General features: G+C 67.5%; 11 protein-coding genes. 3 read left to right on the top strand and 8 right to left on the bottom strand.

Features of this window, described 5'->3' with window-relative positions; genetic code table 11:
• Positions 1-729 precede the first annotated feature (729 nt).
• Both OG589_RS23575 and OG589_RS23570 read left to right on the top strand, forming a co-directional pair.
• Positions 730-1,227, top strand: a complete 498-nt coding sequence (locus tag OG589_RS23575) for a GNAT family N-acetyltransferase (RefSeq protein WP_405139546.1) — start codon at positions 730-732, stop codon at positions 1,225-1,227.
• A 304-nt stretch (positions 1,228-1,531) separates the two neighbouring features.
• Positions 1,532-1,669: a hypothetical protein gene (locus OG589_RS23570; protein WP_405139544.1), complete on the top strand. Its 138-nt coding sequence runs from the start codon at positions 1,532-1,534 to the stop codon at positions 1,667-1,669.
• 214 nt (positions 1,670-1,883) lie between these two features.
• Here OG589_RS23570 and OG589_RS23565 read toward each other — a convergent pair whose 3' ends face one another.
• The 7 genes from OG589_RS23565 to OG589_RS23535 all read right to left on the bottom strand — a co-directional run bounded on the left by OG589_RS23565 (position 1,884) and on the right by OG589_RS23535 (position 14,158).
• Positions 1,884-3,518, bottom strand: coding sequence for a cytochrome bc complex cytochrome b subunit (locus OG589_RS23565; protein WP_405139542.1), 1,635 nt, complete (start codon positions 3,516-3,518; stop codon positions 1,884-1,886).
• Positions 3,519-3,814: 296 nt separating this feature from the next.
• Positions 3,815-5,689, bottom strand: a complete 1,875-nt coding sequence (locus tag OG589_RS23560; RefSeq protein WP_405139540.1) for an acyl-CoA dehydrogenase family protein — start codon at positions 5,687-5,689, stop codon at positions 3,815-3,817.
• 240 nt (positions 5,690-5,929) lie between these two features.
• The gene (locus OG589_RS23555; RefSeq protein WP_405139538.1) at positions 5,930-6,979 is read right to left on the bottom strand and encodes a hypothetical protein; all 1,050 of its coding nucleotides are present in this window, start codon (positions 6,977-6,979) and stop codon (positions 5,930-5,932) included.
• Between the two features lie 98 nt (positions 6,980-7,077).
• Complete coding sequence (locus OG589_RS23550; protein ID WP_405139536.1) at positions 7,078-7,713, bottom strand: hypothetical protein; 636 nt, start codon at positions 7,711-7,713, stop codon at positions 7,078-7,080.
• Between the two features lie 118 nt (positions 7,714-7,831).
• Complete coding sequence (locus tag OG589_RS23545) at positions 7,832-11,074, bottom strand: OmpL47-type beta-barrel domain-containing protein (protein WP_405139534.1); 3,243 nt, start codon at positions 11,072-11,074, stop codon at positions 7,832-7,834.
• A 497-nt stretch (positions 11,075-11,571) separates the two neighbouring features.
• Positions 11,572-12,204 carry a hypothetical protein gene (locus OG589_RS23540; RefSeq protein WP_405139532.1) on the bottom strand — a complete coding sequence of 211 codons (633 nt, stop codon included), beginning with the start codon at positions 12,202-12,204 and terminating at the stop codon, positions 11,572-11,574.
• Positions 12,205-12,313: 109 nt separating this feature from the next.
• On the bottom strand, positions 12,314-14,158 hold the full coding sequence (locus OG589_RS23535; protein ID WP_405139530.1) for an LVIVD repeat-containing protein: 1,845 nt from the start codon (positions 14,156-14,158) through the stop codon (positions 12,314-12,316).
• A gap of 424 nt (positions 14,159-14,582) precedes the next feature.
• Between OG589_RS23535 and OG589_RS23530 the strand changes: the two genes are divergently transcribed.
• A complete protein-coding gene (locus OG589_RS23530; RefSeq protein WP_405152106.1) occupies positions 14,583-15,050 on the top strand; it encodes a DUF305 domain-containing protein in 468 nt (155 codons plus the stop codon).
• Between the two features lie 285 nt (positions 15,051-15,335).
• Here OG589_RS23530 and OG589_RS23525 read toward each other — a convergent pair whose 3' ends face one another.
• On the bottom strand, positions 15,336-16,976 hold the full coding sequence (locus OG589_RS23525; RefSeq protein ID WP_405139528.1) for a family 16 glycoside hydrolase: 1,641 nt from the start codon (positions 16,974-16,976) through the stop codon (positions 15,336-15,338).
• Positions 16,977-17,059 lie beyond the last annotated feature (83 nt).

The raw sequence follows: 17,059 nt of genomic DNA, 5'->3' as shown, positions 1-17,059 counted from the left end.
TCTTCATTGAGTTCTCTATCTCTCGTCTGGAACGACAGGGTGAAGCGGGAGTGCGTGACCTCCGCCGCGCGACGCTCCGAGGTGTCGCTGGGGGGTGCTGTTTCTCAACGCAGACGGCGATGAACGCTGCAACCGACGGGTCGTGGGGGCGGCGACCGACCGCGCAATGCCGAAGCCGACATCACCTGGGCCTCCGTGGATGGGGGCGGGGCGGGTGCACGGACGCAGTGCGTTCCAGCCAGAACTTGCGGAGATAAGAAAGAAATAGAACAGTGGTTTGCAAGAATCTTGCAGGGCGTTGGCCAAAGGTTACATACGTGCTACGGCCGCGTCAACGGTTTGGAAAGCCCGGCTTGGTATGACACGGAGCGGTTACGGCCGACCCACCCGGTCTGCCCGAATTCGGGTTATCTGTGTCCTGGATACCCGTCGTCCGGAAGTGGTGGCGCGTGCCGGGCGAGGGGCCGGAGGGCCGCCGGCGCCGGGGTTCCTGAGGGCCGAGAAGGGGGCGACGGGGATTTCGGAATAACCGTATCCCTGGGATTCGGTCGGCATGAGCTATCGGGGAAATCGCCGGTTCTCCGCAGGGTGCGACACCTTATGGTCACATGCCTTCCAGGTACGACATATGGGCGTAACACTGGGAGTCGTGTCTCCCGCCTCCCGCACCCCGCAGGCACGTACCCGCCGAGGGCGAACGGAAGTCAGCCACGTGGAAGAGGGCATCTGATGGAGATCCGGGAATGCCGGGATCAGGATCTCGGTCCACTGGAGCACCACATCCCGTCGCCCGGACGGAACCGATTCCACGAGGCGCGCTTCCGCCGGCAGGAGCAGGGCCGCAGCACGTTCCTCGTCGCCTGGACCGATGACATCCCCGTCGGTTCGGGTGAGATCTTGTGGCACGGATGCGCCGCCCCCGAGGTCGCTCAGCGCTACCCCGGCTGTCCCGAGCTGAACGGCCTCACGGTCTCACCCGAACGGCACTCCCAAGGCATCGGGACGGCACTCGTGCACGCAGCCGAGGCCCGCGCCCGCCAACGCTTCCACCAGCGGATCGGCCTGGGCGTCGACGACGAGAACCACCGGGCGGCCGCGCTCTATCTCCGGCTCGGCTACGAAGAGACCGGGTGCCGATATCTCGACCGCTACCAGTACCTCGACGACCAGGGAACACGCCACGAGGCCGCCGATTCCGCACGGTTCCTGGTCAAGCGGCTCCAATGACACGCGGCCTGTGCCCGCCAACCGAACCGCGGTCGCTCCGCGTGGCGGCGTGGTAACCCGGAAATCCTGACCGGGAGGCCGTATGGTGGTCATGACGGCCCGTGGACGAGGTGCGGACCAGAGGTGTATGCGCTGGCCAGGGCACCGAACTCTGCGGATTAATCGGCAAGACATGTACCGTGATGGGCCCGGTAGGCGCATACTGGAGACAATGAAGACATCCCGGACCGTGACCCGGCGCTACCTGCCTGGAAGTCCTTTCAACGTCCCAGCCGCTCCCCTCCCCCCTGTCGAGCAGTATGCCTTGCAGGATTTGGTAACCCACGACAAGTACGGCCTTGGCCGAGTCATCGGTGTCGAGGATGACATCGCTGTGCTCGTCGACTTCGGTCCGCAGCAGGAGCGCATCCTGGCGCCGTACGCCAAGCTCACCAAGCTCTGACCCGTCAGCGGCCGAAGCGATCAAGCCGCCCGAGGTTGCACCGACCTGCTCCGGCACCGGAGCGGGCGGGTCTCGCCGGAGAGCAACGGCGAGGCAGCACGGACCGGTCGATCCTCAAAGGGCCACGGTCGTCCTCCGTGGCCCTTTGCTTTGAGACGCTGCCCCGGGCTCACGCGAGATCCCGCGCTGTCGGCACCACTTCGGTCCGTCCAACTCAGTCGACTCTGACCTGCGGAGGGGGAGCGCCCTCGCCTTCCCGCTCGTGCTCCTCGTGGGCCGTTTCCAGCCCGATGGCCTCGGTGTCGGAGGAGTAGGCCCGGCTGAGCTCGGCTCGGAGCCTGCCGAGCGGGGTGCGCAACCCCTTCGGAGGCACGCCACCGCCGTCCGGAGCGGCCTCGATGGCGGGGATGGCCTTCTTCCCCTGTACCAGCTCCACCAGATCCTCCGGCGGAGGAACGTGAACCTCGACGTACTCACCGTTGGGCAGGCGCTTGATGACCCCGGACTCCACGCCGTGGAGCACCTGCTCCAGTTCCCTGCGCTGAAGTCCGACGCACAGCCGGTACGTGACCACGTACGCCAACGCCGGCCCGAGGAAGATGAGCACTCGCCCCACCTCGGTCGTGGCGTACAGCGGGATGTGGAACTTCGCCGAGATCCAGTCGTTGGCACCCATCACCAACAGGAGACTGTAGAAAGTGATCGCCGCGACGCCGATCGAGGTGCGGTGCGGGTTGTTGCGGGGCCGGTCGCACAGGTGGTGCTCACGGTCGTCCCCGGTGATCCACCGCTCGGCGAACGGGTATAGCGCCAGGCCGGTGAAGATGATGCCCATCGGCAGCAGGGCCGGTATGAGCACGCTCAGCGGCAGGGTGTACCCGAGGAAGTTGATCTCCCACGCGGGCATGAGCCGCAGCGAGCCTTCCAGGAAGCCCATGTAGAAGTCGGGCTGGGATCCCGCCGAGATGTCCGCCGGCGTGTACGGACCGAACAGCCAGATCGGGTTGATCTGGGCGAACGTGCCGAGCAGCGCCAGGACGCCGAAGGTGAACAGGAAGTAGGCGCCCGACTTCAGCATGAAGGACGGGTAGAGCGGGGCGCCCACCACGTTGTGCTCGGTGCGCCCCTTGCCCGGCATCTGGGTGTGCTTCTGCACCCACATCAGCGTCAGGTGAGCGGCGATGAGCGCCAGCAGGAGGCCGGGGATGAGCAGGATGTGGATGGTGTAGAACCGCGAGATCACGTCTTCCCCGGGATACTCGCCGCCGAACAGGAAGAACGAGAGATACGTACCGACCAGCGGGAGCGAGATCAACACACCCTGGGTGATGCGGAGACCGGCGCCGGAGAGCAGGTCGTCGGGAAGGGAGTAACCGGTCAGCCCCTCGGCGAGCGCCAGGGTGAACAGCAGCACACCGATGATCCAGTTGAGCTCGCGCGGCTTGCGGTAGGCCCCGGTGAAGAACACCCGGAGCATGTGCACCATCAGGCCCCCCACGAACAGCAGCGCCGCCCAGTGGTGGATCTGCCGGATCAGCAGGCCGCCGCGGACGTCGAAGCTGATGTGCAGCGAGGACTCGTAAGCCTGGGACATGTGCACGCCCACCAGCGGCGCGTACGAGCCGTTGTAGGCGACCTCGGCCATGCTCGGCTTGAACCAGAACGTCAGGAAAGTGCCGGTGAGGAGCAGGATGACGAAGGAGTAGAGCGCGATCTCACCCAGCAGGAACGACCAGTGGTCGGGGAAGACCTTGCGTAGGTTGCGCTTGAGGAAGCTCCCGGCGCCGATGCGGTCGTCGATGAAGCTCGCGTGGTGCGCGATGGCCTTGGGAGTGCCGTCGAGGCTCATGCCTGCCCCCTAGCTTCGGCTTCGGCGTCCCCGCGCTCCCAGAAGCTGGGACCGGCCGTTGAAGTCGCTCCGTGTGCCCCCGTCGCGCCGGTGCGGTGGCACCGGAGGCGCTTTGGCGACCTCCGGCGGCGCAGAGATCCTCGCCTGCTGCCGTTGTCGGCGAAGGCACTCAGCAAACGAGCCGACCTGGAGTACCGCCTTCCCCCATACTCAGCGCGAATGCGTGCAATTGCGAACCATCTGACATGCAACAGCGACCCAAAAATGGGTGGGACTCGACCAGAGCGGCGTCCGCGTCAATGGATATGGCGGTGGACGTCGCTCGCGGTGGACAGACCGGGTAGGGCAGGGGCGATCCAGGGGCCGTCCAGTGAGGGATCGAGGATGCCCTCTTCCACGAACGTGTAACGCCCGTCAAGGATCAGGCGGGCCAGCCGTACGTCTCGTGCGTCGGAGTTGTCCCACAGCCGGTGGAACAGCGCGTCCGCGCGCAGCCGAGCCTGGTGGCAGAACATGTCCGCGATCTCCTGCGGCTTGTGGCCGAACTCGGCGGCGTCCTCCTGGGCCCGGACGCAGGTGGCGGTGATGGCGAACAGTTCGGCGCCGATGTCCACGATTCTGGAGAGGAAGCCCTGCTTGTGCTCCAGCTTTCCCTGCCATCGCGACATGCCGTAGAACGTGCACCGGGCGAGCTTCCGGCTGGTCCGTTCCACGTATCTGAGGTGGTGGGCGAGCGGGCCGAAATGGGAGTAGGACGTGGGGAACTGGCCGGCCCCCGCCACCAGCGTGGGCAGCCAGCGAGCGTAGAAGCCGCCCGCCTTGGTCGCCGCCCGTCGCTTGGCTTTGAGGTCGGCCTTCGGGTCGATGAGCCCTCCTGCGACCGAGAGGTGCGTGTCCACGGCCTCGCGAGCGATGAGCAGATGCATGATCTCGGTGGAGCCCTCGAAGATGCGGTTGATCCGTACGTCCCGCAGCATCTGCTCGGCGGGGACGCCCCGCTCGCCGCGGGCCCGCAGCGACTCGGCGGTCTCGTATCCCCGTCCGCCTCTGATCTGGACCAGTTCGTCCGCCACTCGCCAGGCCATCTCCGAGCCATAAAGCTTGGCCAGGGCCGCCTCGATGCGGATGTCGTTGGTCTCGTCGTCGGCCAGGCGACTGACCAGGTCGACGATGGCTTCCAGGGCGTAAGCCGTGCAGGCGATGAAGGAGATCTTGCGGGCCACCGCCTCGTGCTCTCCGATCGGGTGACCCCACTGGACTCGCTCGGCGCCCCACTCGCGTGCGATCTTCGCGGCCCACTTGACCGAGCCGGCGCATGTGGCGGGGAGCGAGAGGCGGCCGGTGTTGAGCGTGGTGAGCGCGATCTTCAGCCCCTGTCCCTCGCGGCCGATGAGGTTGCCCGCGGGGACGCGGACCTGGTGGAAGCGGGTCACCCCGTTCTCGATCCCGCGCAGGCCCATGAAGGAGTTCCGGTGCTCGACGGTGATGCCGGGGGCGTCGGCCTCGACGACGAAGGCTGAGATCTTGCTCCCCGTCCGCGCCATCACGACGAGGAGGTCGGCCACGACCCCGTTGGTCGTCCACAGTTTCACCCCGTCGATGACATACGAGTCGCCGTCGCGGACGGCGGTCGTGGACAGCCGGGCGGGGTCGGACCCTACATCTGGCTCTGTGAGGAGAAAGGCGGAGATTCCGCCGCGTGCGCATCGGGGGAGGAAGCGCTGCTTCTGCTCGGGCGTTCCGAACAGCTTGAGCGGCTGAGGTACGCCGATGGACTGGTGGGCCGAGAGCAGCGCGCTGAGCGCGGGGGAGTAGGACGCGGTGAGCGCGAGCGCCCGTGTGTAGTACAGGTGGCTCAGCCCCAGCCCGCCGTACTTGTTGTCGATCGTCATCCCGAACGCGCCGAGCGCACGCAGGCCCTTGACCACGTCGTCCGGCACGACCGCGGAGCGTTCGATGAGCGCCGGGTCGACGCTGTCGTGCAGGAACCTCCGCAGGGCCCGCAGGAAGTCCTCGCCCTTCTTGGCCTCCTGTTCGCTCAACTCCGGTGCCGGATGGACGAGATCGGGCCGGAAGTCGCCGAGGAAGAGCTGCTTTCCGAAGCTCGGACGGGCCCACTCCTTCTCGCGGGCCTGCTCGGCGACCTCACGTGCCCTGGCGTATTCGGTCATCGCGACCTCCTCAGACCGTGGATGCTTTCGACGCTACGCCTGTTCGCTACCGGTGAGTAGCTTCCGGTACCGCCAGCGGTACGCTGTGCGTCCAGCGAGGCCGCAGCCGCCGTCCACACCAAGGGCACGCGTCATCACAACGCCGGTTCCCGCGCCGCAGGCCCAAGCGGCATGTGAGTACTCGTGGAGGACTCCAGGCCATGGTGTCTTCTTCCGGTCGCCCGGCACCCCCGGGCATGGTCAGTCTTTCGGTGTGCCGCCGTAGTGGGCGATCAGTGCGCTTGCCTCGCGCAGGATCGCGGCCTGCCGCTCGAGGCGCCTGCGGCGCCGGGAAACGGCCACCCGGATGACCAGGAAGGCGACGACGAGGAGGACGAGGAGAGCGAGCTGCGGCCACGGCAGCGCCCAGAGCGTGGTGTCGATCGTCACCCGCTCGGCGACGACGCCCGGGGGCGACTTACCCGCGGGTGAGGGGATCGCCACGACTTTCGTGGTGATCGACCCCATCGGCCAGACGCCGGTCACCCGTGCGGTGAACTCGCGACTGCCACCCGGCATGATTTCCCTGGTCTTGGCTTCGGACGTGTCGTCCCAGCCGCTTTCCCCCACCAACGCGGACGTTCGGACCTGCGCGTCCGGGGCCACCCGGACATTGCCGACGTTGGCCACGGTGTAGGTCACGTCGATGTAGCCCGCGGCGAAGGGGTTCCATGAGCCGGTGTATTCGGTCCGCAGATCGGTCACGGCGACTTTGGCCACGTAGTCGCCGGTCACGCGGAGGTTCACCCGGACGCCCACCCGGTTCTGGACCCGGACCTGCCCGGAGATCGTGTCCACGGACGCGGTGACACCCGCGGGGTGGTCCCCCGGCGTCGCGTTCCGCGGCACCGAGACCTTGACGGGCACGACGGCGGTGGCACCGGCGGGAATGGTCACCTTGTCGGGAAGCTTGATCCATGCTCCGCCGTCGGTCGGCGTGGCGTCCGAGGGCCGCATGTCGAACAGTCCCTTGGCGGTCAGGTAGCCGTCGTTGGCGTCGATCGCGAAGACGACCTCCTTGGTGGAGCGGTTGATGATCGCGACATGCTCGGTCACCTCCTGCCCACCGGCCAGTTCGACATCGATCACGCTGCGGCCATCGGGGCCGTTGGCGTCGGCCGGCGCGACCGACCAGGTGATGTCGCTCCGGCCTGCGGCGCCGGCCGGGCCGGCGAATCCGACCAGGGTGGTCGCGACAGCGCACAGGAGCGCGAGGAGGGCGAGTGCCCTGCGCGGACTGCTCATGGCCAACAGAGGTGTCTCCTGTCTCATCGTGAACGTTCCGGGACGTGCGCCAGACTCGCACACGTCCCGGACATCCACAGCGGCGGTGGCGTCCCGCCGCCGGCTCAGGACTGGTTGAACAGCGAGAGCGTCAGGGTCGAGTGGTACTCCCCGGCGGCGACGTCGACCGGGGTGCGCAGCGCGAGGTCGGCGTTGACCTGGTGGGTGCCGATCTCGTCAGCGGAGTTCGCGGTCGAGACGAGCAGTTCCTGGCCCTGCAGACCCACGGCGGGTGCTCCGGTGCCGTCGGAGACGACACTGGAGACGGGCTCACCGGGCGCCACCGACCCGGTGGAGGAGCCGGTCAGCAGGTGCGGGGTCCATCCCAGGTACTCCGGGCCGATGGTCTTGGCCGGGTCGCCGGTCGCGACCAACTGGCTGGACTGGCCCACGACCGCCCAGAAGTCTCCCGCGGGGATCTCGTCGGGAAGGCGGGTGTCGGTCACCGTGACCGTCGGCAGGGTGCCGGTGAACTGGCGGGCGGCGGCGTTGGATCCGTTCTCCGCGAGGGTCACGCCGCTGTTGTCCGCCACGGTCATCGACACCTGACCGGGAACGCGGAGGGGCTCGATCGTCACCGACACCTCGATCCCGTCGCTGTCAGGGTCGCCGTCCGCCATCGCGGGAGCCGTGGCTACGCCGGCAAGCGCGAGGCCGAGCACCGATGCGGCGAGTATCTGGGTGGCTCTCTTGGTCTTCATGTGATCGCTCCATTTATGGGTGCAGGGCCGGGGCCGGCCGAATCGACCGGCCCCGGTTCACTAAGGGCGGCGTCCCCGGGCACCTACGGCGCATTTACCGTGGCCACCGCCGGTCCGGTCAGGCGCAGCTGATCGCGGTGTAGGTGGCGTCGTAGGACGAGGTGACCTGCTTGCCACCGATCGTCGCGGTTCCCGTCACGGTCGCCGTGCCGGCGGCGAGCTGCCCGGTCCGGGTGTTGAAGGACTGGTACGCCTGCTTGCCCGTGGCCACGTCGGCCACGGTCTTGGCACCGTAGGCGGTCGACAGCGTCACGTTCGCCGGCACGGAGGCGTCGTTGACGGCCGTGACCGCCACGTACGCCGATGTGCCCACGCAGCGGGCCTGGGCGGTCACGGTCAGCGCGATCTCCGGAGCGACCGACACCGCGACAACCTTGATCTCCTCAACGTTCCCGGCCTTGTCGGCCGAGCGGTACCGCAGCTCGTGCTGCCCCTGTCCCGAGACGGTGACCGTCCCGGTGTACGGCACCCAGGCGCCACCGTCCAGGGAGTACTCGGTGCTCGCCACGCCGGACGTCTCGTCCGTCGCGGAGAGGGTCGCCGGCACACCGCCGTTGTCCGCCGCACCGACCGTGGCGGTCGTCACCGGCGCGGTCGCGTCCACCTTGACGGTCAGCGTCTTGAGAACCTCGACGTTGCCCGCCTTGTCGACGGAGCGGTAGGCCAGCGTGTGCGAGCCGTCCCCGATGATGGCGATCGGCGCGGTGTACTTGGTCCAGGCGCTGCCGTCGAGCTGGTACTCGGTACGGTCGACCTTGCTCTCCTGCCCGGGGGTCGCGGACAGCGTGACCGACACCGGACCGGTGAACCAGCCACTGGCCGGCTCGGCCGGGGTGGTCGTCGCGGTCGTCACCGGCGGCGTCTTGACCTTCACGGTCTCCTTGTTGTAGTTCTTGCCGTTGCCGTCCGGCTTGTAGTTCTTCTCGATGTTGCCGGCGATGTCGACGGCGAACCAGGACACCTCGGTGGTCTTGTCGACCGTGATCTGCTGCGCGCTCTCACGCATGCCCGCCGACGCCAGCTTGAGCGAGTTCAGCGTCGGCCGGCTGCCGTCCAGCGTGTAGTACACGTTGGCGGGCTCGTCGATCTTGAAGGTGAACGTGGTGGAGGTGTCGGTCCGACTGGTGATCTTCAGGTCCGACTCGGGACGCTCGTGGTCATCGGCGAAGGCGCGGGCGACCTCGAGGATGGCGATCTGCCCGTTGGCGAACTCCATCGTCTCCTCGTGACCCTCGCTGAAGGCCGGCTGGAAGCCCACCGCGGTGAACCGCTTGGTGGCCGGGTTGTACATGTCCGCGCCGACCTCGAAGTCCCAGCCGATGATGCCGCGGCTGTACCAGTGCTCGTCGGCGCTGTTGCCGGCCGCCGAGTAGAGCACGTCGGTGACGGGACCGGTACGGCCCGGCCAGATCGCCGTGCCGCGGTGGGTCTGCACCGCGGACAGGATGTGGTCGGAAGCGGACCAGAAGTAGTTCTCGGTACCGAAGTCGACCCGCGGCAGCACTTCGCGCCCGGCGGTCTTGTAGGCCCCCGGAGGCCACATGAAGTAGCCGCCGTAGGAGTGCGTGTTCATCGCGAACTTGATGTTCGGGTACTGGTTGGTGAGCCACACCTCGTTGCGGGTCTCCGGCTCCGACAGCTTGGAGGGGCCGGAGTAGGTCTCGCTGGTGCAGGTCGACGAGGAGCCGTTGTACCCGTCGAAGATGGCGCCGACCGAGAAGTTCCGGTTCAGGTCGACACCCCAGGCGTTGCGGTTCGCGGGGTCGGCCGCGCTGGCGGCGCAGTAGTTGACCATGTTCTTGCGCTGCATGTTGTAGTCGTACATCGAGTAGTGCGCGCCGTCGGGGTTGGCGGTCGGCAGTACGAAGATGTCGAGGTTGTCCACGAGCTTCTTGGTCGCGTTGTCCCGCGCGTAGTTGCGCAGCAGCCGCTCGGCGGTCTCCACGCAGGTCAGCGGGGTCACCCACTCACGGGCGTGCTCCTGGCAGTAGAGGAACACGCCGGTCTTGGAGCGGTCCCGCTTCTTGCCGATGCGCAGGACCTTCATCTGGAACGGGTCGCGCGACACGCCGGCCGGCGCCTTGAGGTAGTCGGTCAGCCGCACGGTCGTCGCAGCGGCCACCACGCCCGCGCCCGCGTTGCCGCGGTAGGTGTTCGCCGTCACCAGTGCCGACGCCGCCGGGTCGGCGTTGACGGCGTCCACCACCTGCTTGGCGGTGCTGGTGATCGCGCCGGAAGCGTTCGTGGCCAGGTTGACCACGATGTCCTTGCCGTTGACCGCGACCGACAGCGGGGAGGAGGCGGCGTTCGGGTTGACCAGCGCCGCGGTGATGTCGTTGCCGCCCTCGCTGCCGTAGGTCTTGGAGCTCAGGTAGACAATGCCGGCCGAGGCCGTGCCGAACTGCGCCTGGGCGAGCCGGCGGTAGCCGTTCGTCTTGTACGGCAGGTCGATGATCTCCGACGTCTTCGGGAACTCCTTGGCCAGACCGACGATCCGGTCGGTGACCTCGGTCGGGTCCATGTAGTGGTCGGTGAAGTCGGAGACGTAGTGCTCCTTCGGCGCCTTGCGCGGCGCACCCAGCCACTTGCTCACCTTCGCCGTCACCGTACCGCCGCGGTTGCTGGTCACCGTGACCTTGGCCGGCTCCCGGTCGATCGCGAGCGGCGAGGTGAACCGGTGGTACATGTACTGGCCGGCGTCGGTGAAGCGGGACATCGTCGCCGTGCCGCCCGAGTCGGGGGCGGTGTCCTTGCCGCTGTCCCAGGTGGCGGTGAGGACGGTCTGCGCGTCGGTCGCGCTCGACTTCACCTCGACCGACAGGAAGCGCTGGTTGTCCAGGCTGGTGAACCACTCCGCGCGCAGGACCGTGAGCGTGTCCTCCGCCGCGGCCTCGGCCGCGGCGACCCTCGCCAGGGCCTGCGACCGCTCGACCTTGTTGGCGGCGAAGTCGCTCTCGTCGGAGATGACGCCACGAAGATCGAAGCCCTGGTCCCGGAGGTCATCGGCCTCCCGAGGGCTGAGGATGGCGTGCACCTCGATGCCGTCATCCACGGGTTTCTTGTATTCGGCCAGGTCCACGCCCATGTCGGCCAGCCGGTCCACGTCGGCCTGTTCCGGCACGACGATCCGGACCAGGGCGACGCCGTTCTGCTCGGTGGCGGGCAGACGGTCAGGGGCGACGTCGCTCACCGGCGGGCTCGGGTCGGCGAGCACCGGAAGTGGGCTGACAGCGATGGCCAGGGGTAATGCGAGCGCAACGGCGAAGCGGCGAGCTCTGCTGCTGTTGGCAGCGCCTCTCATTGACGTTCCTCCATCTGCGTGCCGGCCAGGTGGGGGGAGTTCACCCTGGCAGGAAGCACGCAAGTCGAGGGAAGTCTTTTGCAACGGTCCTATTTCCGTCAAGCGGTCATATTTACCGTTTAAGGTATTTTTCGATAACAGTCTTATTTCTGGGCACTTTTGGGGATGTAGCGCCCAGATCTCACATCGGTAGTGCCGCACAAAACCCGGTGGGACCGGGGATCGAACGGCAGCCTCGGCCGAGGCACAGCCGGCTGGCCGACTGGTCCTTGAGAAGGCGGCGGCTCCGGTGGAGCTGGGGAGCTCCACCGGAGCCGAGCTGTGACCCGCCCGTCTACCAGCGGGTCTTCGTACCTGGCGGAAGGCCGGCAGGTACCGCGCCGGTCGTCACTTGATGGTGTGTCGGTAGGTGTGGGAGCACGTGCCCCGACTCTCCTCGTCACGACGACGGTGAACGTGGTCTCGCCACAGCGGGCGGGGAGTGTTCTCCCGTTGGCTCAGGACTGGTTGAACAGCGAGAGCGTCAGGGTCGAGTGGTACTCCCCGGCGGCGACGTCGACCGGAGTGCGCAGCGCGAGGTCGGCGTTGACCTGGTGGGTGCCGATCTCGTCAGCGGAGTTCGCGGTCGAGACGAGCAGTTCCTGGCCCTGCAGACCCACGGCGGGTGCTCCGGTGCCGTCGGAGACGACACTGGAGACGGGCTCACCGGGCGCCACCGACCCGGTGGAGGAGCCGGTCAGCAGGTGCGGGGTCCATCCCAGGTACTCCGGGCCGATGGTCTTGGCCGGGTCGCCGGTCGCGACCAACTGGCCGGACTGGCCCACCACCGCCCAGAAGTCTCCCGCAGGGATCTCGTCGGGAAGGCGGGTGTCGGACACCGTGACCGTCGGCAGGGTGCCGGTGAACTGGCGGGCGGCGGCGTTGGATCCGTTCTCCGCGAGGGTCACGCCGCTGTTGTCCGCCACGGTCATCGACACCTGACCGGGAACACGGAGGGGCTCGATCGTCACCGACACCTCGATCCCGCTGTTGTCAGGGTCGCCGTCCGCCATCGCGGGACCGGCCACACCGGCAAGCGCGAGAGCGAGCACGGATACGGCGAGTATCTGGGGGGTCCTGTTGCTTTTCATGTGATTGCTCCACTTATGGGGGGCGGGGCCGGCCGTCCTGTCGGCCGGCCGGCCCCGGTTCAACTAAGCGGCGTCCCCGGCGCGTACACCGTGGCTACCGCCGGTCCGGTCAGCCGCAGCTGATCGCGGTGTAGGGCGCGTCGAGCGACGAGGTGACCTGCTTGCCACCGATCGTCGCGGTGCCCGTCACGGTCGCCGTGCCCGCGGCGAGCTGCCCGGTCCGGGTGTTGAAGGACTGGTACGCCTGCTTGCCCGTGGCCACGTCGGCCACGGTCTTGGCACCGTAGGCGGTCGACAGCGTCACGTTCGCCGGCACGGTGCCGTCGTTGACGCCCGTCACCGCCACGTACGCCGACGTACCCACGCAGCGGGCCTGGGCGGTCACGGCCAGCGAGAGGCCAGGGGTCAGCTTCGGCTGGTGCTGCGCGTTGAACCCGTCGAGCTTCACGGCCGCCGCCGCGTTGATCTCGGCCTGGCTGAGGAACTGGCTCGGCGTCAGCTTGAAGGCGTCGAAACCGCGTGCGATCTCGTTACCGTAGATGTAGCCGTTGTACCAGTAGACGGACCAGTAGCCGCCGGTGACCAGCGAGGTGCCACTGACCGGGCCACGGTCGAAGAACGCGATCTCCCTGGGGTTGCTGGAGTCGGTGAAGTCGAACACCGACAGGCCACCCTGGTACCAGGCCTGGACCATGACGTCGCGACCGGGGATCGGGACGAGCGACCCGTTGTGCGCGACACAGTTCTCCATCGTCGTCTGCGGCGCCGGCATCTTGTAGTAGCTCCGGAAGACGAGCTTGCCGTTGACGATGTCGTAGATCGAGTTCGCGCCCCAGGACGGCAGGTCGGTGGTCCTGCAGCGCGCGGCGGAGCCGCCGCCCCACTCGTCGGTGAAGACGACCTTCGTACCGTCGTTGTTGAAGGTGGCCGAGTGCCAGTACGCGTAGTTGGGGTCGGAGACCGCGTCGAGCCGCTTCGGGTTCGTCGGGTCGGAGATGTCGATCAGGATGCCGTTACCAGCACAGGCACCGGCGGCCAGACCGATTTCCGGGTACGCCGTGATGTCGTGGCACTGGTTGGTGACCGGCGACGGCGACCAGTTGATGCCCGCCGGGTGCTGCGGAGTGGGCGGGGAGTTCTGCAGGCCGTTGATCGCCCCGGTCTCCGGGTCGGTGAACAGCCGGGGGTTGCTCACGACCGCCGCGTTCTGCGGCGCGGCCAGCGGCACCCGGATGACGTCGATCCGCCACAGCGAGGTGGCCGGGTCGGTCGCCGCCGTGTTGGCGCAGCCCGCGAGCTCCTGGCCGGAGCGAACGCTGGCGGTGCCGGAGACGTAGACGTAGACGTTCTCCGGCTCGTTCTTGCTGGTCACCAGCGAGTGGGTGTGCGAGCCGCGGCAGGTCTGCACCGCCGCCACCTGCACCGGGTGGCTGATGTCGCTGATGTCGAAGACACGGACACCGCGGAAGCGGTCGGGGTTGACCGTACCGCTGGCTCCCTGCGTGCCACAGTCGATCCGGCCGCGGGTCTCCTCAACCGACATGAACAGCAGGTTCCCGTACACCGACAGGTCGCCCTGCCCGCCCGGGCACACCACCGACGTCTTCAGCACGGGGTTACCGCCGGTGGAGATGTCGTAGATGTTGAAACCGTTATAGTTGCCGGAGAACGCGTAGTTTCCGCCGAATGCCAGGTCGGAGTTGAGGTACGAGCCGTTGCCTGGGCTGGAGGGGACGTAGAAGCCCTCTGGCCTGTCCCGGTGCGCGGTCTGTTCCATTCCGCTGATGGCCTGCTGGGCGTCCAGCCATCCGGCGCTGAGACCGACCCGGGGGTCGACGTCGGCGGCCGCGGAGGTCGCGGCTGGCAGTAGCCCCAGCAGTAACGCGCCTACGGCGATGATCCCGAGCTTGTGTAGTCTGGCACGTCCCCCACGTGCCGAACGGCTACTTCTCACGGGCCGTTTCCCTTCTTTCGGGCATCTCCTCCCTAGTTGATCAATCGCGAAGGGCGACCCGGGATCTGGCCGGTGCCTCTTGTGACGCCAGCTGGGGGGGAGATCCACTTTGGTGTTACCCGCGAACTGTAACGGAGACGACCTTGATGTTCTATACCATGACATCTCTATTGTTCCTGGTGGACATCACCCGGCAAGGCGGAAAAGGTCCCAAATAATGAGTTCGCTGCCCACACTGCGATATCTAGGCATGTTAGCGCTGGTCACGGGCGTGATCGCCGGATGTACCACGGAGACGCCCAAGGCGCCGACCGCTCCAGTGATCGTTCAACCGGGATCTCCAGGCGCACCCGGACAGACGCTCCCCGCTAGCTCAGCGTCAGCGGTCGCTGACACTCCGTTCACCGCCGCGGACGTGCTCTTCATGCAGGGGATGATCCCGCACCACGCCCAGGCGCTGCGAATGACCGACCTCGTCCCCTCCCGCAGCACGAACCGGGACATCACTTTGATCGCCAAGCGGATCCAGGCCTCCCAGGAGGACGAGATCGCGCTGATGCGACGCTGGCTCCGGGACCGCGGCCAGACAGTACCGGCCGCGGACCACGATCACTCCGGCGCGGGCGGGGAGCTCATGCCCGGAATGCTGACAGAGGAGCAGTTCGCCGAACTGAAGAAGGCCACCGGCACAGACTTCGACCGGGCCTTCGTGCAGTACATGATCGCCCATCACATGGGCGCGCTCCAGATGGTCGAGAAACTGTTCAACAGCGACGGCGGCCAGGAAACGGAGATCTTCACCTACGCCTCCCACGTCGACGGCGACCAGCGCATCGAGATCGACCGCATGCAGAAACTCCTGGCCCAACTGGGCGGCCCCGCTCCGAACTGACCCGCCGCTTCCCCTCCCGGCCGGGACACGTTCGCCCGGGGCGGCCGTGAACTTCTGGACCGCTGCCTGCTCTGGAACGAACACCACCTGCGGCATGCCCTGCGCGAGTACGAACAGTTCTACAACGAGCACCGCCACCAGGCCCTGGCTCAGGCGGCTCCGCTACGCGCGGTCCCGATTCCGATCAACGATCCAGAGCGAATCATCGACCTGAACATACGCTCAATACATGGCAGGCCGACGGATGGCCCTCGTTTGAACGGGCCACCCGCCGGCCTCCATCGGTCAGCTTGTCGGTTCGATCCAGATGGTGCGGTACCGGACCGGGTTGCCGTGGTCCTGCAGCCGGATCGGGCCGGCGGACGGTCCCTCGGCGTCGCCGAGGGTCGTCGGCCCGTCGACGGCGACGTTGTTGTGGACGGTCACGCCGTTCCACACCACCGTCACCCGGGCGTTTTCGGTCTTGACGCCTGCGCTGTTGTACCGCGCGGCCCGGAACGTGATGTCGTACGTCTGCCACGTCTGGGGGGCGGTCGCGGCGTTGCTGTCGGCGGCCTTCTTGGAGTAGATGGATGCTGCCTCGTCGTTGGCCAGCGTCGTGTCGCCGAAGGAGTCGAGGATCTGCACCTCGTAGCGGCCCTGCAGGTACACGCCGCTGTTGGCCCTTGCCTGGCCGGTGACGTCCGGAGGGTACTGCGGCAGCCAGAACTCCAGATGCATCTTGAAGTCGCCGAAGGTCTGCCGGGTGCGGATGTCGCCGTTGCGGACCTCCATTCCCCCGCCGGTCAGTAGCCACGTCGCGGCGCTGCCGTCGGTGTGCTGCCACGCCGCCAGGTTGGAGCCGTCGAACAGCGTCACCCGGGCCGGTGTGCCGCCCGGTGCGTACACCTCGAACTCGTAGATGCGTGCCGCGGTGTCGGTGCTACTGGTCGGCGCCGTCACGTTGAGCCGCACGTACCTGGCCTGTGTCGCGGCGATGTCGTGGGTGGTCGTGCCGGCGGTGTTCCCGGTGACCGTGACCGCGTTGGTCCAGGTGGTGCCGTTCGTGCTCACCTGGATGTTGAAGTCCCTCGTGTTGAAGGTCGCGGGCTCACCACCGGCCGCCGCGTGCTTGACCACGAACCGACCCACGCTGCTGCTGGCACCGAGGTCGACCTGCATCCACTTGCTGCCGCCGAGTGAGCACCACTTGTCGCTGTTGCCGCCGGACACGCTGCCGTTGACCGCCTTCGCCGCGGTCTCGTTGGCGTTGCACGCGCTGTCCGAGGTGGCCGGCTTGTTCAGCGCGAGGTTGGCGCCGGTGCCGCCGCCGCCCGCGACCGTGATGAAGTCGAGGTTGATATATCCGGTGTCGCCTTGGTCGTACCGGTAGGAGATGGTGTTGGTCCCGGCGTTGAGGTTGAGCGATTCGGTCTTGGTCGCCCAGGTCTCCCAGTCGGTGGTGCTGGCCAGGGTGATCTGTCTGATCTTCGCGCCGTTGACGTAGACGCTGACGGTCTTGTTGCCGACGAACGGGTACGGGCCGTTGGAGTAGCGCAGCCCGACGTCGTACGCCCCCGCTGAACTGGCTGTGACGTTGAACGTGGTGGCCGCGCCGACGGTGCCGTACCCGGCGACGAAACCGGTGCCGGTGTAGCAGCAGTGGTCGGTCATCACAGTCGCGCCGCCGGCGAGTGCCGCCGACTCCGCCTCGTACGTGCCGGCCGGTGGCTGGGCGCCCCCCATCGAGTTCAGCGTGTACCTGGCCTCGCCGGGTTGCTGGGGCGGCACGGCGGCGCCGGCGGGCGAGGCTCCGAGGCCGCCCACGGCGAGGATGGCAGTCAGGCAGAACGCTGTGAGCACGGCCCGTCTACGACGTGCGGGCGGCTCGGCGCCCTGGTGGGTGACGGGCACGTTGATCCACGGGGGTTGCCGATGCGGTGTCAACTTCCACTCCTCCAAGTAGCGGGACAGTTGACGTGGCGCGCCGACACCTCGTCCGATCTGGTGACAAAACCGTAAGGGACTTC

Origin of the sequence: Sphaerisporangium sp. NBC_01403 (assembly GCF_045040145.1) — a bacterium.
Classification (GTDB): domain Bacteria; phylum Actinomycetota; class Actinomycetes; order Streptosporangiales; family Streptosporangiaceae; genus Sphaerisporangium; species Sphaerisporangium viridialbum.
The sequence above is the reverse complement of the archived record's forward strand: the minus strand, read 5'-3'. Positions and strand labels throughout refer to the sequence as shown.